We start from the raw sequence: 18,869 nt of genomic DNA on the forward strand, positions 1-18,869 counted from the left end.
ATTATTTTTTCCCAGTAGTTCCAAAGCCACCTCTATCTTCATTTCCAAAAGAATCAACTTCTAAAAGTTCTATATCTCCCATAACTTCCATAGTTCTAAATTGACCTATTTTATCACCACTTTTTATAAATGTACCTTTAACGTCCTCGTTTAAATCTTTTCCTTGAAGACAAAAAACTGGCATATGCCACTGATCATTATCCCCAATATAAGTATCATCAACAACTCCAACACTATTTGTTTGAATTATTCCCCATGTCTTAAATGTTGAGCTTCTAGGTGCTAAATGAGCTTCATAACCTTTTGGTAATTCTAGCGCAAAACCTAAAGGTATCATAGCCCTTTCACCTTCTTTTATGAACATATCCTTATTTGCATATACATCTATCCAGTTTCCTTTAGCTATTTTTTTAAGTCTAACTGCGCCTTCAAAATATTTTATTCTTATTTCCATCTTGTATCAATTCCTTCTCTATATTAAAACTTTTATTAAAGTATAACAAAAATATTTAATATTATCGAATTTTATTTATTATAAATATTTCAGTTTCTCTTAATACTTTAGAAATATTAACTTCATTCCATTTTCTATAAGAAGGCTTTAAAAACTTCTTTTTATCTATAATTTCTATAATTCTATAATTACCATCCGGGATAGATGTAAATTCTACGTATCCATTTTCATCTGTAAATTTGCTTTCTTCTAAACTAGGTGATACACCGTTTATTCTATATAAATTTATTTTAATTCCTTTAAGTTTTTCTCCATCTACTGAATCTAAAACAGTATAAACCTTTATTTTTCCGTAATTTTTATTTTCGCTTACCATAAAAAATCCTCCTTAAATTTTAAGCACTATATAGCCTATGTTTAAGGAGGTTTTTTTGTTATACGTTATAATAAAATAGATATATAATCTGAAAGTGTTTGGATATAATTAAAATCTTTAAAATCAAATTCTTTTATATAAGCTGGTGCTGAAAAATATAAAATACCTTTTAGTTTTTCACCTTTTATAAGAGGCAGCACGCAAATAGAGTGCCACTTTGGAATAGTTTCTAAAGAACCTACTTCTTTTATTTCTTCCCAGTCTATAGTATATATCCCTTCTCTATTTATTCTAACTTCTCTTATTATGTCTTTATTAAAGTATCCAATCTCAGAAAAGCCTTCAAAATCTTTAACTACCCTTTTCATATCCAAAATTCTATCGTGTTCTACAAAGAATATATAAGACTCCGTAGAATCAGTCTTAATGATTAACTTTTTCATCATCTCATAGATTTTAGTTATCTTATCATTTTTACTCTTTGTTATATTTAACATTTCAATCATAGAGGAAACTTTATCATAATCATAAGCCGCATTTCCTGTAAGTATACCTGCAAGTTTGTCATTGTATTCAGATTGTTTACTAAATTCAGTTTCCCATACCTTAACTTTATTTTTCCCTGTCTTCTTAGCTTCGTATAAAGCTTCATCTGCCATCTTAATTAAATCGTTTTTGTTTTTAGAATGGACATTGTATGTTGCTATACCAAGACTTATAGTTAATTCTCTCTTTCCTTTTAAAATATCAGCCTCTTCTATTTTATGTCTTATAAGTTCAGCCTGACTAAAGGCTAATTTTTCATCTTTTAAAGGAAGTATAATTACAAACTCCTCTCCCCCATACCTACAAAAAATATCGTCTTTAGCTTTATTTTTGCTAACTATATCTGAAATGTTTTTTAAAACTACATCACCTACTGGATGGCCATATTTATCATTAACACCCTTAAAATTATCAATATCAAAAATAACTAAAGAAAAATGTGCATTTTTATAATTTGAATAATCAATAATATCAGAGTATGCTTTTTCAAAATATGCCCTATTATATGCACCTGTAAGCTTGTCTCTAGTTGATGCTAGATTAATTTTATATTGTTCAATTAAAAATATTAATACAGCTTCAAGTTCTTTTATCTCTTTTTTGCTTTCATAGTTTATGTTATTTATAGCTTTATCAGCTAAAACTAAAAGCTGCCCTACGTGTTTATTTCTACTTCCTATCTTACTTTTTATATTTATATAAAGGCAAGATTTTATATCATCATCTAGTGGTTCCATTCCTATTGTATCTTCTGTTAAACTATTTTCATTAACTATTATCTCATCAACCTTTATATTTTTATTTAGTCTCTTTTCTAAAAATTTTTCTTCTTTTATTCTATAAGAAGCTAATATTTTATTTTCTCCATTTAAATCATTATAAGTTAAAAGTGCTGACGTAGATAAAGTTTTATTTGCAATATATTTTAAAATCAATTCTATATTGTTTAAAATATTATCACTAAATGAATTTAAAACATATTTAATATCGTTATTATAATTATAATAAGTATTTTGATAATCCTCTATTACCGTTTCTCTAAAGTTATTTATTTTAAATAGATTATTTACACTCATCTCATTTATAAATTTATAATAGTCATTAAGGCTTCTAAATTCCTCTACCTTACCTATCTTAAAATCTTTTCCTAAAACATTTTTGATACATAAAGTCAAAGAATTAAATATATTTAGATTAGATTTTAAATTTATAAATTTAAGCTTACCTTCATTAATACTATTTATCCTTCTAGAAACAATAACAAAAGCTTCGTAGTAATAATAAATTGATTTTCTACTTGAGCCTATATTTTCATAGCACTTTCCAATCATATAATTTAAATTTAATTTATCATTTTCACTTTTAGTAAACCCAATTATCCTAAGTGCTCTATTTATTAAAGTATTTAGTCCATATTCTCTATAAACAAATTGAATTTCTACATACTTAGCTTCATCAAGTGTTGTTATATCTATAGAGTGTCTTCCGATTATACTTATAAGTTTCTTTGCCAAGTCAATCCTATTTAATTTATATAAATTTACTATTACTTCTGAAAAATATCTAGCTATTATCCTTTTTAAGGTTTCATCTTCTTTTAAGTTCATAATTGATTTAACGGTCTCAATTATTTCCTCTTCATCTGTTTCTTCTGTTATTTGCATTAATTTATATTTTAAATTATATAAAATATTACTAACTGTATTAAGGCTCTCCCCATTTGAAAGCTTTTTAGCTTCCAATCTAGCTTTTTCAAAGTCTCCTAAATAAAAGTAGTAGTTAGATTTAACTAATTCTAAATTAATCACATACCTATTAGTTAATTTGTTTATATCTTCTTGCCCTTCTACCATTTTTCTTAGCTTTATCATTCTAATTATCTTACCTGATAATGCTGAAATATATATAAGGTTCCAGTACGCAACCAGTATATAATTTTCTAACACTTTAGAAGACTTTATAAGGGATATAGCTTCCTCTGTAAGATTTTCAGCCTCTTTATAATCACCTTCATAAATTTTTAAATGAGATAAATTAATAAGGGCCTTAAATTGAACTCTTATAATATTTCTGCTCTTTCCTTCTTTGTTTGCCCTTTTAAAAATACTTTCTGCTTGTTTAAAATCCCTAGATACCTCAGCTAAATATATTCCCGTATTTATAAGAGCGCTTAAATACTCTTGCCAGTCACCATTTTTTAAAAATATATCTAAGCAATATTCCATATCTTTTAAAGTTCTCTCATTTCTAGAAGACTCTATATTATATCTAAATAAAAATGAACATAACCTAGCCCTAACTACTTCAAGTCCATCACCTTTTATAACTTCTAAACCTATTTTAGAGATATCAGAAGCCTCTTCTCTAAGCCCTAGGTTATACATATATAATGCTTTAATATAATAAACATAAGCTTTACCTAAAGGGTAATCATACCCATTTAAAAGATATTTTATATCGTTTAAAAGTCCACTTACCTTTTCAAATCTCCTTCTTTCTATTTGAATATAAGCCATGAATATTATAGATTTAATTTCAATATCTAAAAGTTTATACTCTTTTGCTAAATTTCTCGACTCACTATAAAATGTATATGACTCATTGTAATATTCAACCTTTCTATATAGAGCTGCTATTTTATAACATAAAACGCATCTTTCCTTATCTTTTGTGTGCGTTAATATATTTTTATAAACATCTATAGCTTTAGATTCATCACCTTCTTTTGATAGTTTTTCACCATACTCTAATCCTTTTTCAACCATAGACTCAAATTCTTCAGCTTGTTCTAACTGATATATAACTTCCTCTATATAATAATTGTTGCTATTTTCATAACTTTTTAAACAAAGTAAGTTTTGTCTATGTATTTTTTTTCTTCCAATCTTATCAATATTTTTATAAATCATTCTTTTATAAAAATAATCTTTAAATCCTATTGTAACACCTAAATCTGTAAAATTTTGAATTAATATATTTTCTTCTTTAATTCTATAATATGCATAAACATATTCTTCTTTTTTAGGTAAGATATCATTTAATATAAGTTCCTCTGATATTGGAAAATTAAATGTTGAGAGTCTTTTTAAAACTAAAAACTCATCTTCCTCCATTATATTTAACTTATCTTTGTAATCTACTTCAAACCTTTTAGGTATCCTTTCAATCTCTCTTCCAAAATCACTTATCCAATATCCTGTTTTTCCTGAAACGTAAAGCTTTCCTTTAGAAAATAAATCCCTTATTCTCTCTGAAATCATACCTGGGTTTCCAAGGCTCTCTTCATGTATGAGTTTTGAAATTTTATCTATATCTTTATTACTATTTAACATCTTAGATACCATGTCTCTAGTATAATATTCATTAAATAGATCTAACTTATATTCTGATATATCAACTTCTGATTTTAAACTACCTACCATTCTTTCAAGTTCAGTATCTCTTTCATAGCTTTCAATAGTTGCTATAACTAAAATATTATTTATTCTGTTTAAATTAGATGCTAAATGCTTTACATACATCTTTAAAAACATATTATGTTTCTCTAAATTATCTATCAAAATCACTACTTTTGAGTTTTTAGTGTATTTTTCAAGTATTTTAATTCCATCATTCATTATTTGATAATTTATTCGAGTTTCTTCTAAATTATAATCTTCATTTTTATTACTTAAATTATCTACAAACCTTGATATATTATCCCCTATATCTATATTTAAAACTCTATAAACTTCGCTTATTATAGCTTTTTTCGTTTTTTGCATCTCTTCTAAATTTTTCTTTTTAGGAATCTGAAGAACTGGTATGTTATAGACAAATTTAAGTCTCGCTTTTATTTCTTCTAAAAACTTTGTTTTACCAGTTCCTAATACTCCGTTATATATCATAAATTTAGATTTAAATCCACTTTCACTTGAATTTAGAAACTTCTTCATTATATTATCTATTTCTATATTTCTGCCTGCAACGTCTATATCATCTATTATTTTATTTATACTTTTATAATGAAATCTTGGGAATCTTTTACCGAGTTTTTTATTTATAAATGTTATAAATTCATCTATTGTATAAAATCTATCTATATTATATTTATCGTTTATTTGATCCTTTATAATATTATCTAATTCTCTATCTATCTCATCATTAATAAATATCTCTTTATAGATTTTCATTAACTCTAAAAGATTATTTTCTTTTTCTCCAAGTATTATGTTTTCTCTAAAATCATTACTTGAATTTTCTAAAATTAGATTTTCCATATTGTTTAGCTCAACTGATAACACACTTGGTAGTTTTATAATATATCTTTTATCATCTAAACTTACCATCTTTATATTTTTTAAAGTTATATCTTTATAAACATATCCTTTTCTATTTATAGTATTTAAATTTGCAGCTATCTTCATAAATACCTTTATCTTTTCTTCCTTAGTGCAAACACTTAATCTATCGTTAATATCTATGATATCTGAAAAGTATTCGCTTAAAAAACCATACTGCTTATTTTCAATGACTATACCATCTATTGAATTAATATTTATTAAGTCAAATATATTAAAAATACCTATGCAATTTAGATTTCTTATACTTTTAAAATTTTTACAAAGATAATTCCTTAAATTCAAATTCATTATTTCATTATTACAAATACTTAAAGTAAAATAATTATCTTTTTCTATATCAGATACTTTATATTCTGAAACTCCCCCATATTCTCTTATCTTATCAATTATTTTATATTTACCATTTATAACTCTCATAATTTACACCATTCACCCTTCAAGCATCAGTTAAACGTTAACTTTTTTTATAATCTCTCTTTCATTTTCTAATATTTTGCCATAAGATTTTGGCTTAGAAAAATAATACCCTTGAATCAAATCACACCCTACATTTTTTAAATACTTAAATTGTTCTTTGGTTTCCACTCCCTCTGCTACAACTTTTAAATTTAAGTTATGAGAAAGTTCTATTACTTTTTCTATTATATATTCACTTTTCTTTTCTTTATTTATATAATCAACAAAACTTTTATCTATCTTTAAGACATCTATAGGTAATACCCTTAGGTAACTTAAGGAGGAATATCCAGTTCCAAAGTCATCTAAAGCTATTGTTATTCCAAGTGATTTAAGCTTTCTTAAAGTATCTATATTTTTTTCTGCACATTTCATTATTACGCTTTCGGTAATCTCAATTTCTATATATTTTGTATCAATATTATATTCTTCTATTTTCTTTTCAATAAAGTTTACTATAGAGTCATCCCTTATTTGAACTTCAGATATATTTATTGCTATTTTAAAATCCTTATTAGATAAGCTAACTAACTCTTTTATCATAGAAAAAGCATCCTCTATAACATATTCCCCTATTTCATTTATAAGCCCAAAACTTTCAGCTATAGGAATAAACTCAAAAGGAGGGACTATACCAAGTTCAGAACTTTCCCACCTTACTAGATATTCATATCCTTCAATAGTTTGATCTTTAGAATAATATTTAGGTTGTAACATACCGTAAAGTTCTCTTTCTTTTATAGCATGTATTAAACCTTCTTTAATTTTAAATTCTCTATCAATCTTCTCTGATACATCACGATCAAAAAAATTATATTGGTTTTTACCTAAAGATTTAGCATTATACATAGCAACATCAGCTTTCTTTAGTAATGTTTTAAGTTCATACCCATCAACTCTAAGTACAGTTACACCCATACTTAAAGTACAATATATATTCCTATTATCTATAGATACCTTTATATTACTTACCTTTATAATACTATCTAGCATATTTTCTAGTTCATCTTTAGTTTTGAAGTTTTCAATAGATAAAACAAATTCATCCCCTCCAAATCTTGCCATAACTGAATCTATGCCAATAATTTTATATATAGAATTGCATATATTTTTAAGAAGTTCATCTCCTATATCATGACCGTAAGTATCGTTTATATATTTAAAATTATCCAAATCAATAAATACTATAGCTAAATTTCTCTTTTTCTCTAAACATATACTTATTCTTCTTTTTACCTTTTCATTAAAATACCTTCTATTTGGAATTCCTGTAACTTCGTCATAATAACTCATAAAATTTATCTTATCTTCTTTTTCTTTTCTATCGCTTATATCACTCAAAGAACCAAAAATTAGAAACTTTTCATCCTCTATAAATGTTTTTCCTCTAAGATTTACCCATTTAATCTTATCTTCTACTCTAATTCTAAATTCAGTTTCGTAATAAGAGCCTTCTTTTTTATCTAAAGACTTATAAAGTTTTTTTATTTTGCTCCTATCTCCTTCTAAAACATAACTTAAAAGTTCATCTTTACTTAGCACAGCCTCTTCTTTTTTAAAAAAGTTATAGACGTTCCCGTTTAGAGTCATCTTTTTTGAAACAGGATCTATGCAAAACATTATATCCTTTGTTCCCATAAGTGCCCTTTTATAATTTTTTTCACTTTCTTTTAGCTTTCTTTCCTGCTCTTTACTAAAAGATTGATCCATTGCAACTCCGTTTATAAAATATGAACCATGTTCATCTATCTTCGCATTTCCAGTTATTTTATATGGAATAATTTCACCTTCTAAACTTACTAACCTAAGTTCAAACTCAATACTCCTAAGTTTCTTAGCTTTAATAAAATTATCATAGATATCTTTAGCTCTATTGTAATCTTCTTTATAAATATATTTTTTTAGTTTACTAAAATCATCTATTATTTCATCAGTTTTAAGAATAGATCTAAGTCTACTACTTATATAAAGTAACCCTTCCTCTTCATACCACTCCCAAATTGCAGCATTTAAAATCTCAATAGCTAATTTATATCTTTGTTTGTGAAGTGAAAACTCTAATTCCTTTTCTGACAACGATTCTACCCTTTCATTTTTAAGCACAACTATTAATACTAAAAGAATTGAATACAATATATAAACACTATCTTTAAGCTTAAAAATTATAGAAAATAAAATTACGAGTACAACACAAGTTAGAAATTTAAAGTTTTTATATTTTCTGTTATATATAAATCTTGATTTCATAATACCCCTACTTTACCCTTTTATTTATCTATATTTTACCATATTTTATTAAATATATATATAATTTGGTTTATTGATTTAATTAATCTTTATATAAAAAAACCACGCTTACGAAAAGCGTGGTAATATTTTATAATTTATTTTTTATTTTTTATTTATTCCATTTAAGATTAAATTCATAACTACTCCAACTATTGCAGCTAAACTTAAACCTGAAATTGAAACTGTATCTGTAATATTTATTCCTACTATAAACCCGAAATTTTCTTGTAACATTGGATTTAAGTATGGTGCTATAAGCCCTACAAATATTATAGACCCCATAACTAATATGTTTTTCCAGTTCATTTTTACTTTTTCACTTTTTATAGTCTTTGGTCCAACTATTGTTATCATTGAGAATAACATAATACTGATTCCGCCCATAACCGGTTCTGGAATTGTTCTAATTGCTACTCCAAACTTTGAAATAAAGCTTAGTCCGATTGCAAATAATGCTGTTATTCTAAGTATTGATGGATCATAGTTTTTTGTAACTGCAAGGACTCCTGTATTTTCACCATAAGTTGTATTTGCAGGTCCCCCAAGGAATGATGCCATAATAGTAGCTAGTCCATCTCCTAAAAATGTTCTATTTAATCCTGGGTTTTCTATAAAGTTCTTACCTACAACTGTTCCATTAGTTGTTATATCTCCTACGTGTTCCATAAAAACTGCTAAAACTACTGGTGCAATTATCATTATTGCTCCTATATTAAACTTAGGTAATGTAAAGTTTGGAGTTGCAAATAATGCGGCTTCCCCTATAGCGTTTGTATCTACATAACCCATAATTAGTGCAAGAATATATCCTACCCCGACTGCTATTAATATAGATATTTGTCTTGTAAACCCTCTTCCAAAGAATCTTATAATTAAGGCTGTTCCTAAAGTTATAGCTGCAAGAAGTATACCTTTTTGAGCCATTCCTATAGCTGTTGGAATTAAATTTAAACCAATTACCATAATCATAGGCCCTACAACTTGTGCTGGAAGTATTCTTTTTACTTTGTCTACACCGATTTTTTTAATAACAAATGATGCTACTACAAAAAGTAAACCGGCAACTAACATTCCACCTTGTGCGTATCTTAAATCACCATAATCTGCTTTTACAGCATTTATAACTGATATAAATGCAAAAGATGAACCTAGAAATACTGGCACCTTACCTTTTGTGCATATATGAAATATAAGCGTCCCCGCTCCTGCTGTAAATAGTGCAACTGACGGGTCTAACCCTGTAAGCATCGGTACTAAAACCGTCGCTCCAAACATAGCTATTAAGTGTTGAAGTGCAAGCACCCCTCTTATAACCTTTTCTTTAAAACTTCTCTTTTCTAAAGTTTCTTCTTTTACGAATAATTCCATATAATATCACTCCTATTTTAGGAGAGCTTTTACTCTCCCTTTGTCAGCCTCTCTGGACTGCATTTAAAAGGTCTCATTCTAATCCATTTTAGAATGAATTTTTATAAATAAAAAACTTCTTACTTTAAAGTAAGAAGTTACATGCAAACTTAGATTAATTATATTTAAATACTTTAGAAATATATTAAAATATTTCTAAATTACAATTAACTTCTTACTAGTCTCTCTGGACTAATTTAAAGAGATTTATTTTTTAAAATTATAACATATTAAAAATTATAAATCTATATTTTTTTATATATTTATAATTTAATTTGGGCAAAATAAATAAAATTTGATTTAAAGGAGAGATTTTATGAGATATTTTATATTATTTTTAAGTTTTTTTACCTCTATTTTTTTTAATGCTCCTATGGACCTAAATGTATTTAACTTAAGTGAAAAAGAAAAAGAGATTTATTTAACCTTTGATGACGGTCCTTCAACTAATGTCACTTCTGAAATTTTAGATATTTTAAAAGAAGAAGAAGTTAAAGGAACATTTTTTGTAGTAGGAAAAGAGATAAATGGTAGAGAAGATATTTTAAAAAGGATTTATGAGGAAGGTCATAGTATAGGCCTTCATAGTTTTACTCACGAAAGGAATAACCTTTATAATGATAACAATAAATTTTTAAAAGAGATGCTAGCTACTCAAGAATTAATATATAAAACTATAGGAATAAAACCAACTGCACTTAGATTTCCTTTTGGCTGTAATAATAACACCTATAAGCTAAAAGAATCTTTAGTAGATTTACTTCACAAAAATAACTTGAAAATCTACGATTGGAATGTAGATAGTAAAGATGGAGAATTTTATAATGCAAATGAAAGTTTATTTATAAAAAATTCTAAATCAAAAAAAGATTCAATAATTCTTTTAATGCACTCAGGAACTGCAAATAAAAATTCACCTAAAGCCCTTAAAGAAATAATTAAATATTATAAAGATAACAACTACAACTTCAAAACTATAAATTCTGACACTAAAGAATTATACCACTACATAAAATAGAGCAGGTCTAATTAAGACCTGCTCTTATTTTATAATTCAAACATTAAACCTATTTCAAATACAGCAGTTAAAATAAAGTAAACTCCTATTATATAAGGTGTTATTATTAGTGCTGTGATTGGGTATATTATTATAACTACACCTGCAACAACTAAAAGTATAGTGTATATAGTCCTAATATTAAATCCAAATGAACCGTATTTAAATTCTCCACATAAAAGGATAATTCCTCTAATTATGCACCAAATACCAAAATACAATACTAAAGCTTCTATAGAAGTTATAGGGCTAAATGCTAATAATAATCCGAAAAGAATATTAATTATCCCCATAAGTATAAATAATCCTCTTCTATCAAACTCTCCACCTTTAAATAAAGATATTACCCCTGAAATAATTATAAGTACACCAATTACTTGTGTAAAATTAATTAATGACTCTGCTGGGTATGCAAAAAATAAAATTCCGACAATTGCTAATAGAATCCCTTCTATTATAAAAAGTGCCTTTGTTCCTGTTTTCATAAGACTCTCTCCTTTCTTTAATTATTATATATTTATAATATAATAATTTTAAGCATTTATCTTTTGTTTTAAATTCCCTTTTACTTTAATATTTGTCTTTTTAACCTTAAATTACGATGTTCATATCTTTTATTCTTTAAAAGCTTTAGATTACTAGCATTATCTTTAAATTTCTAGTTTTTTACACTTATTCCCATTAATTCTTCGTAAATTTTTTTTTTCATAAATACATAAAAAACGCTTTAAATTTCAAATAAAAAAAGACTTACCTTTAAGATAAGTCTTTTTTATTTATTCACTTTTATTCATTTCTTCTTTTCTTTTTTTATCATTTAATAAACTTGCAACTAATGCAGTACTTGCAGCTAATAAAACCGCTAATTTCCCAGTCTTTTTTAAATTCATAAAAATCACTCCTTTTATTTAAATTGGTTCTTATCTCCATCATAGATATAATCTATTTCTTTTAATCTTTTTTCTAAAATTTCTTTATTTATATCCATATCTTCACATAAAGAATCTAAATTACTATAATAATCTCTAAGCTTTAAATTTATAATACTAAGTAAAATATTTGGATCCATATTTAAAACGTCCATTTTAGTCCTCCTTTAATATGTCAAAAGAACATAATTCTATATTATTATTATCTATATAATTTTTAACTTCTTTTGAAGTTAATATTTCAAGTTCTTTTTCGCGGGGAGCGCTATAAGAGCTTATTTCTTTTAACTTTTCATCTACTATAGCTGGGTGAACCATAAATTCAACTGTATCATATTTTTCTTTTAATTCCTCTATTCTTTTTATAAGGTGTTCTGCGTTTAAACTATCTCCATAAAAACTCTTTTCAAAATAATCTGGAGTCTTAACTCCCTTTTTTCTTATGTAATCTAGCTTTTCATTTAAAGGACATCTAATTGGAACACCTTCTTCAAGTGCTAGTTTAATTACTATATCTAATAGTGAATCATTAAAGATATACGTGTGATGATGTGAATCAATATGATTTAATTTTAAACCACTTTCTTTAAACCTTTTAATTTGAGCTCTATACTCTTTTTCTACTTCTAAAAGATTTATATCCTTTGGAATAAGACTTGGTTTTCTAAAAAAATTTCCAAACTCATCACAGATAGTTTTAACTTCTTCTCTCTTTAAAAGAGGCTTTCCACAAGTTAAATTAAGGTGAAGACCCATTTTTAAAATACCATTTTCTTTAGAGAGTCTTACGCTTTCATTAAAAGAATCAGTGTTTACCATTATAGTAGTATCCCTAACTACACCTGATTTTATGCTTTTTATAATTCCCTCTGTAACTTTGTTAGTTAGTGCAAAATCATCTGCATTAATAATTAATTTCATAAATAATCCCTCTCCTAACCCTTGTCTATTGTAATCATTTTAATTATATCACTTTTTATTAATTTATGCCGTATATTTCTCTATCTCTCTTTATAAGTAACGTAGATATAATAAAAGTTATTCCTTCAACTATAGGTATAGTCATCCAAACACCATTTAATCCAAAAAATTTACTAAATAAATTTAAAATAATAACTATCAAAACTAGCCCCCTTAATAGAGATAGAATAGTTGATATTTTTGATTTTTCAATAGCTTGTAAAAGTCCAACGTTTAGTATGTTAACCCCCATAATAATAAAACCTATAAAATAAATTCTAATTCCATTAACTGAAATTTCCATAAGAGATTCTGTATCTTTAGAAAAAATATTTACAATCCACTCTGGCTTTAAAAATCCAATTAAGAAAAATAATAATCCAAATAGAAGTGTAATATTTCTTCCAATTTTATAAGAATTTAAAACTCTATGAGTTTTGCCTCCTCCAAAGTTCACTCCAAAAATAGGTTGAAGCCCTTGTGAAATGCCATTAAATATTGCAATAAATATAAGTGCAACATTTGCGATTATACTATAAGCTGATAAGGCTAAATCCCCACTTATCTCTCCAATTTTTATATTAAACATAAATATTACAAGACCTGATGATACTTCTAAAACGAAGCTTGGAAGTCCGTTTGTTATTATTCTTTTCAAAAATCTAAATTTTAATTTCTTAAATTTAAAATTTATAGTATTTTTCTTTCTTAGAAAGTGAAAAGATAAAACAAAAAGTCCTGCAAACTGTGCAATAACAGTTGCAAGTGCAGCGCCTTTCATGCCCATATCTAATGGGAATATAAATATATAATCAAATACTATATTAGTTAAATTTGAAAAAATAATAGACCACATTGATAGTTTAGGATTTCCATCATTTCTTACAAATACGTTCATAGCATTTTGTAATATAAATCCTAAACTTCCACTTAAAACGACTAAAAGATAACTTTTAACATAGAAAAAAGTATCAGAAGACGCCCCTAATATATTTACTATATCATCAATAAATACCGTTCCAAAAATAGTTAACAAAATTCCAATGATTATTGCAATAAAAATAGATAATGTAAATATTTCATCTAACCTTTCATACTTTTTTCTACCTATACTTATAGCTAAAGCAGTCGCACCTCCGACTCCACAAATTGCACCTATAGAGTTAAAAAGATTAAATGTTGGAATTGCAATATTTAAAGATGCAAGTCCTAAATTACCTATTCCCCATCCTATAAACATAGTATCTAAAAATATGCAAGAAGCGAGCCCTAGCATTCCAAATATACTAGGAACCATATATTTAATTATAAGAGAAAATAAATCATCTTTTAGTAAATCAACTTTTTTATCCATCTTTCCTCCAAAATAATTCTAAACTCGAAATTATCTTTTTTATTTTACTAAATTATATATTTTATTACTTATATTTTCAATAATTCCACAACTATATACATAATATGATTTTTTTGGTAATATTATCTTGTATTTAGGGAGGGGTTTTATGAGATTGATTGCAACTGATTTAGACGGTACTTTATTAAATTCAAAAAGTGAGATAAGCCGTGAAAACAAATTAGCTTTATTAAAAGCACAAGAAAAAGGGGTAAAGATAGTATTAGCTACAGGAAGAATGTTTAATGACGCTAAAAACATATTTAAAGATATTGATTTAGATATTCCATATATAATATCTTCTAACGGCTCTATGATTCATAATTATTCCGGTGAAGAAATTCATTCTTTTCCTCTAGATAAGGATGTTTTAAAAAAGGTTTTACCTTTCCTTCAAAGAAATAATTATTACTATGCTTTATTTGGTGCTACAAAGCTTTTTGAACCAAAGGATTCAAACGAAAGGATTATAGCTGACTTTTATAAATCAAAGATAAAAAAAGATATTCCTGAAAAAGAATTAGATGATTTATTGAATTTTTTTAATAGTGAGCAAAAATCTGAAATTCACAAATTTGATTCTTTAGATGAATTTTTTAAGTTAAATGAAGATGTATTTAATTTAGTTTCTGTATCCTTTGATATAGATAAGCTAAATGAAGGTAAACGTGCCTTTAGAGATATTCCTGGTATTTCTATTTTTTCATCTAATACAAATAACTTTGAAATAATAAATGAAAATTGTTCAAAAGGAAACGCACTAGAAATTGTAGCTGAAAGTTTAGGTGTTTCTCTTAAAGAGATAATGACTATAGGAGATAACTTTAATGATGTATCTATGCTTAAAAAATCAAAAATCAGTGTAGCTATGGGTAATGCACACTCAGATATTAAAGAAATAGCATCTTTTGTTACTTTAGATAATAATAATCATGGCGTAGCTCATGCTATAGATTATCACTTATAAAAAAAACTTTCCAAAGTTAAACTTTGGAAAGTTTTTTAATCTAATTTATTAATTTCAAAGCCGTCGTCAAAGTATTCTAAATAAGAATGCTTTTCTCCATCTTTTTCCCAACCTATAATAGAATCTAAAGACACATTTTCAGCTGATTTAAATATCGATTTATCTACGCCATCAAAATTCTTCTTAAGTTCTCCTATAAGTTCTTTAATTTCAAATCTCTTATTACCAACCTTTTTAGCTGCAACCATACAAGCACAGTTAAGTGGCCAAATTCCGCTATTATTAATAAATCTTTTTATCCACTCTTCTTCTATAAGATACATAGGTCTTATAAGTTCTAAGTTTTCAAAGTTTGTTGATTTTAGTTTAGGAAGCATTGTTTTAAAGTTTCCTGCATATAAAATATTTAAAAGAGTTGTTTCTATAACATCATTATAGTGATGTCCTAGCGCTAATTTATTACAGCCTCGCTCCTCAGCTTTTGCATAAAGAGAACCCCTTCTCATCCTAGCACAAAGATAACAAGGATAATCACTTGCCTTTTCATCTATAACGTTAAATATTCCTGATTCATATATGTATACCGGTATCCCTAAGTGCTCGCAGTTTTCGATTAAAAGTTTTTTAATCTCTGGATGATAACCAGGGTCCATAGCTATAAAATCTAATTCAAATTTTATTTGTCCATGTTTTTGTAGTTCTTGTAAAAGTTTTGCCATAAGAAGTGAATCTTTTCCTCCAGAAATTGCAACTGCAATCTTATCTCCTTCTTTTATAAGTTCATACTTTTTTACAGCCTTTACAAATTTAGACCAAAGATGTTTTCTATATTTTTTAACTATACTTCTTTCAATCTCTTTTAAAGGTTTTTTTTCTTCTGATGGAATCAGCCTTTCGCATCTCCCCGCTATATTACTCATTAAATCACCTCATCTAAGTATTTATTATATCATTTTTATTAATTACATTCTACTATACATTAATTATTTTTAAAAAGAAAAAAGGCAGAAATTAATCTACCTTCTAATATTCATAAATCTTTATATTTTCTGAAATACTTACATTTAAAGTTTTACCTTCAAACATCTTTTTGTATGAGCATAAAAATTCATTTAACTCATTATCTGTTAAATCAATATTTTTTTCACTAATTAAAGTTACCTTCTCTTTTTCTAATATGATTCTTACATCATTTCTATCGTTATTTATAAAATACTCTTCGTTTAATTTTTCTGTTATTTTTCCATTATACTTATCTCTAAAGCTCATCTTTTTTCTGATATCTTCATATCCTTCGTTTGAGTTTTTGATATTACTAAGATCAATCCCTAATGATTTTAAGCTTTCTTCCATATTAGATGTGTCGAATCCATATCTCTCCATCATCTTTTTTTGGATTTGGAGAAGCTTAGACTCTGAAACGTTATTTTCTTGCATGTATTTAGTTATTTCTCTTGTAAAGTCAGCCATATTCATAGCTCCAGTTTGAGTTTTATAAAATAAATCATACATATAACCTTCAAATTTATCTATATCTTTTTCATTAACTCTATTTTTTAATTCATTAAAATCAATAATTCTTTCATCTGACATAATAAACACTCTCCTTTTCTTCTCCCTATTTTCTATATTATATAAAAAATAGCCCTAAACTACAATGGAGAATAGCTTAACTTAATTTAATTATCTTTAGCATTCATATAAGCTTCTTCATAAAATTTTTCTTTATCACCTAAAAACTTATAAGTTTCGCATTTTTCTAGTATTTCTTTTGGCATATAAGCATTTGGATTATTTTTAATAGAATCCTTTTGCTCTTCCTTTGCTTCCTTTTGAGGAGTTGTATATCCTATTTCATTTGCTATTTTTAAGGCTGGATCTTTTTTGCATAAATAATTTATAAACATCTCAGCTTCCTTTTTATGAGGAGCATTTTTTGGAATAACTAAAGAATCAACCCAAAAATCTGCCCCTTCTTTTGGAACTACAAAATCTAAATAATCATATTCATCAGAAAGGTTTAAACCTTCTCCTGACCATAAAACGCAAAGACTCGCTTCTTTAGCTACCATCTTATCTAAAAGATCATCGCTTCCATAAGCTAAAAGATTTCCTGATGTTTTAAGTTCTTTAAGCTTTTTTGAAGCTTCATCTAATTCTTTTTTATTAGTTGTGTTTAAAGAATAACCTAAACTCTTTAAAGTTGCCCCTAGCGCATCTCTTTTATCATCTAGCATAAATACTTCACCCTTATATTTAGGGTCCCATAAATCATTCCAGCTATCAATTTTACCCTTTACTAGGTTTTTATTATATAAAATCCCAATAGTCCCTGACATATATGGAACTGAATATTCATTTTTAGGGTCTACAGAAGTCTTCTTAAAACTATCATCTATTTTATTAAAGTTTGGTATATTGTTAAAATCTAATTTTTGAAGCCTATCTTCTTTTATTAATCTATCTACCATATAATCAGACGGTACAACTAAATCATAATTTACAGAGTTTGATGTAAGTTTTGTATACATTTCTCCCATATCTGCATAAGTAGATTGTGTAACCTTTATCCCTGTTTCTTTTGTGAAGTCATCTATTACTGACTGAGGTATATTTTCAGCCCAATTAAAGAAATTTAACGTTACAGGTTCTGCTTCTTTTTTGCATCCAATAAAAATAGTTGAAGCTACAAAAACTGTAGTTAAAAGGGCAATTATTTTATGTTTTTTTAACATATCTTTCCTCCTATTGATAATTATTATTCCTTGATAATTATATACTACTTATTTATTTTTTCAATAACTTTTTAAAATAAACCATATAATTTATTTTTGACTTTATATTGCCTTTAATTTTCAAAAATAAAAAAAGTGGCTAAAGCCACTTTTTATTTCTTCTTTTTATTTTTTCTTATTCTAACTTCTGAATGAATCTTTCTTTTATTTGGATTCTTTTCAGTTTCTACAGCACCTTTATATAATTTCCAAAGTCCGTATAGGTTAATGAAAAAAATAGGTGGAAATAATCCTACAACAAGCATCCAAAAGCTACCGTCATACTCTTCACATAGAGTTTTATACATGTATAATAACGTTAATACAAATACAACAGTTGCAATAATTGTAATCACTTGTGTTATAACATTTTGATACCCTGCAACAAAGAAAAGTATAATAGGTGAGGCTAAAAACCACATCTTACCTTTAGATATTTTAATTAACATATATACGTTCCCTATTGGAACCCAAGCAAGCCAAGGTTTTTCTTGCTTTTGAATTGTAGCTATTTTATATATAGCTAGTCCCATTAATACATAATTCCCTATCATCATGATAGCTGAATATATCATCATTTCAATACTCATTAAAACTAATCCCTCCACAATCTTTATAGCACTATTAACCCTTTACATTATATTAACATATTATCCCTTATTTGTCTTTATGTTTTTACTTTATGAATAATAGTAAATCCTTTCGTACAAACTATTTTCATAACACAAAAGGAGGTAATTTTTTATGAAAAACAAAAAGAAAACAAAAAACTGCAGTTGTAACAAAGATAGCGAACTTAAATCTAAAGTTCCAAACGATGGAACATTTATCTCTCCAAGTGACAGTTCTTTTTCTCAAGAAGGAACTGTTAGATACGGAGAAGAACAAGATGCAGATGATTTATAAAAGTAAAAGACG

16 protein-coding genes are annotated in these 18,869 nt (G+C 26.4%); 3 read left to right on the forward strand and 13 right to left on the reverse strand.

The genetic code is table 11. The annotated features are described in order from the left end of the window. Nucleotide 1: 1 nt before the first annotated feature. From INR60_RS14870 to INR60_RS14890, 5 genes are all read right to left on the reverse strand, one after another. A complete protein-coding gene (locus INR60_RS14870) occupies nt 2-454 on the reverse strand; it encodes a dUTP diphosphatase (RefSeq protein WP_194192286.1) in 453 nt (150 codons plus the stop codon). 61 nt (nt 455-515) lie between these two features. Continuing rightward, on the reverse strand, nt 516-830 hold the full coding sequence (locus tag INR60_RS14875) for an MSCRAMM family protein (RefSeq protein WP_194192287.1): 315 nt from the start codon (nt 828-830) through the stop codon (nt 516-518). Nucleotides 831-895: 65 nt separating this feature from the next. Next, nucleotides 896-6,136 carry a GGDEF domain-containing protein gene (locus tag INR60_RS14880; protein ID WP_194192288.1) on the reverse strand — a complete coding sequence of 1,747 codons (5,241 nt, stop codon included), beginning with the start codon at nt 6,134-6,136 and terminating at the stop codon, nt 896-898. A 30-nt stretch (nt 6,137-6,166) separates the two neighbouring features. Further along, the gene (locus INR60_RS14885) at nt 6,167-8,422 is read right to left on the reverse strand and encodes a sensor domain-containing protein (RefSeq protein WP_194192289.1); all 2,256 of its coding nucleotides are present in this window, start codon (nt 8,420-8,422) and stop codon (nt 6,167-6,169) included. A 144-nt stretch (nt 8,423-8,566) separates the two neighbouring features. After that, nucleotides 8,567-9,832: a uracil-xanthine permease family protein gene (locus INR60_RS14890; RefSeq protein WP_194192290.1), complete on the reverse strand. Its 1,266-nt coding sequence runs from the start codon at nt 9,830-9,832 to the stop codon at nt 8,567-8,569. A 355-nt stretch (nt 9,833-10,187) separates the two neighbouring features. On the opposite strand from INR60_RS14890, the gene INR60_RS14895 reads away from it, so the two are divergent. Then, nucleotides 10,188-10,889, forward strand: coding sequence for a polysaccharide deacetylase family protein (locus tag INR60_RS14895; protein WP_194192291.1), 702 nt, complete (start codon nt 10,188-10,190; stop codon nt 10,887-10,889). Between the two features lie 29 nt (nt 10,890-10,918). Here the strand turns inward: INR60_RS14895 and INR60_RS14900 are convergent, their stop codons facing one another. The 4 genes from INR60_RS14900 to INR60_RS14915 form a co-directional block, all read right to left on the reverse strand. Next, nucleotides 10,919-11,413, reverse strand: a complete 495-nt coding sequence (locus INR60_RS14900) for an HdeD family acid-resistance protein (RefSeq protein WP_194192292.1) — start codon at nt 11,411-11,413, stop codon at nt 10,919-10,921. Nucleotides 11,414-11,832: 419 nt separating this feature from the next. Further along, complete coding sequence (locus INR60_RS14905) at nt 11,833-12,012, reverse strand: DUF4250 domain-containing protein (RefSeq protein ID WP_194192293.1); 180 nt, start codon at nt 12,010-12,012, stop codon at nt 11,833-11,835. Between the two features lies 1 nt (nt 12,013). Further along, nucleotides 12,014-12,778: a chitin disaccharide deacetylase gene (gene chbG, locus INR60_RS14910; protein ID WP_194192294.1), complete on the reverse strand. Its 765-nt coding sequence runs from the start codon at nt 12,776-12,778 to the stop codon at nt 12,014-12,016. Nucleotides 12,779-12,836: 58 nt separating this feature from the next. Then, entirely contained in the window at nt 12,837-14,171 is a 1,335-nt protein-coding gene (locus INR60_RS14915) for an MATE family efflux transporter (protein WP_194192295.1), read from the reverse strand. 148 nt (nt 14,172-14,319) lie between these two features. Between INR60_RS14915 and INR60_RS14920 the strand changes: the two genes are divergently transcribed. Continuing rightward, nucleotides 14,320-15,177 (forward strand): Cof-type HAD-IIB family hydrolase, encoded by an 858-nt coding sequence (locus INR60_RS14920; protein ID WP_194192296.1) that lies wholly within the window; start codon nt 14,320-14,322, stop codon nt 15,175-15,177. Between the two features lie 35 nt (nt 15,178-15,212). Here the strand turns inward: INR60_RS14920 and INR60_RS14925 are convergent, their stop codons facing one another. From INR60_RS14925 to INR60_RS14940, 4 genes are all read right to left on the reverse strand, one after another. Next, the gene (locus INR60_RS14925; RefSeq protein WP_194192297.1) at nt 15,213-16,097 is read right to left on the reverse strand and encodes a tRNA 2-thiocytidine biosynthesis TtcA family protein; all 885 of its coding nucleotides are present in this window, start codon (nt 16,095-16,097) and stop codon (nt 15,213-15,215) included. Between the two features lie 103 nt (nt 16,098-16,200). Next, nucleotides 16,201-16,770, reverse strand: a complete 570-nt coding sequence (locus tag INR60_RS14930; protein WP_194192298.1) for a DUF3867 domain-containing protein — start codon at nt 16,768-16,770, stop codon at nt 16,201-16,203. An 86-nt stretch (nt 16,771-16,856) separates the two neighbouring features. After that, nucleotides 16,857-17,912 (reverse strand): ABC transporter substrate-binding protein, encoded by a 1,056-nt coding sequence (locus INR60_RS14935; RefSeq protein WP_194192299.1) that lies wholly within the window; start codon nt 17,910-17,912, stop codon nt 16,857-16,859. Between the two features lie 152 nt (nt 17,913-18,064). Beyond that, entirely contained in the window at nt 18,065-18,541 is a 477-nt protein-coding gene (locus tag INR60_RS14940; protein WP_194192300.1) for a hypothetical protein, read from the reverse strand. Between the two features lie 154 nt (nt 18,542-18,695). On the opposite strand from INR60_RS14940, the gene INR60_RS14945 reads away from it, so the two are divergent. Beyond that, nucleotides 18,696-18,857, forward strand: coding sequence for a hypothetical protein (locus tag INR60_RS14945; protein WP_194192301.1), 162 nt, complete (start codon nt 18,696-18,698; stop codon nt 18,855-18,857). Nucleotides 18,858-18,869 lie beyond the last annotated feature (12 nt).

Origin of the sequence: Clostridium chrysemydis (genome assembly GCF_015234215.1) — a bacterium.
Classification (GTDB): domain Bacteria; phylum Bacillota; class Clostridia; order Clostridiales; family Clostridiaceae; genus Clostridium; species Clostridium chrysemydis.

Excerpts from the sequence above, each read along its gene's own strand:
- INR60_RS14915 (WP_194192295.1), bottom strand. The coding sequence starts at position 14,171 with ATGGATAAAAAAGTTGATTTACTAAAAGATGATTTATTTTCTCTTATA.
- INR60_RS14870 (WP_194192286.1), bottom strand. The coding sequence starts at position 454 with ATGGAAATAAGAATAAAATATTTTGAAGGCGCAGTTAGACTTAAAAAA.
- INR60_RS14890 (WP_194192290.1), bottom strand. The coding sequence starts at position 9,832 with ATGGAATTATTCGTAAAAGAAGAAACTTTAGAAAAGAGAAGTTTTAAA.
- chbG (WP_194192294.1), bottom strand. The coding sequence starts at position 12,778 with ATGAAATTAATTATTAATGCAGATGATTTTGCACTAACTAACAAAGTT.
- INR60_RS14895 (WP_194192291.1), top strand. The coding sequence starts at position 10,188 with ATGAGATATTTTATATTATTTTTAAGTTTTTTTACCTCTATTTTTTTT.
- INR60_RS14940 (WP_194192300.1), bottom strand. The coding sequence starts at position 18,541 with ATGAGTATTGAAATGATGATATATTCAGCTATCATGATGATAGGGAAT.
- INR60_RS14905 (WP_194192293.1), bottom strand. The coding sequence starts at position 12,012 with ATGGACGTTTTAAATATGGATCCAAATATTTTACTTAGTATTATAAAT.
- INR60_RS14945 (WP_194192301.1), top strand. The coding sequence starts at position 18,696 with ATGAAAAACAAAAAGAAAACAAAAAACTGCAGTTGTAACAAAGATAGC.
- INR60_RS14885 (WP_194192289.1), bottom strand. The coding sequence starts at position 8,422 with ATGAAATCAAGATTTATATATAACAGAAAATATAAAAACTTTAAATTT.
- INR60_RS14900 (WP_194192292.1), bottom strand. The coding sequence starts at position 11,413 with ATGAAAACAGGAACAAAGGCACTTTTTATAATAGAAGGGATTCTATTA.
- INR60_RS14930 (WP_194192298.1), bottom strand. The coding sequence starts at position 16,770 with ATGTCAGATGAAAGAATTATTGATTTTAATGAATTAAAAAATAGAGTT.
- INR60_RS14920 (WP_194192296.1), top strand. The coding sequence starts at position 14,320 with ATGAGATTGATTGCAACTGATTTAGACGGTACTTTATTAAATTCAAAA.
- INR60_RS14875 (WP_194192287.1), bottom strand. The coding sequence starts at position 830 with ATGGTAAGCGAAAATAAAAATTACGGAAAAATAAAGGTTTATACTGTT.
- INR60_RS14925 (WP_194192297.1), bottom strand. The coding sequence starts at position 16,097 with ATGAGTAATATAGCGGGGAGATGCGAAAGGCTGATTCCATCAGAAGAA.
- INR60_RS14935 (WP_194192299.1), bottom strand. The coding sequence starts at position 17,912 with ATGTTAAAAAAACATAAAATAATTGCCCTTTTAACTACAGTTTTTGTA.
- INR60_RS14880 (WP_194192288.1), bottom strand. The coding sequence starts at position 6,136 with ATGAGAGTTATAAATGGTAAATATAAAATAATTGATAAGATAAGAGAA.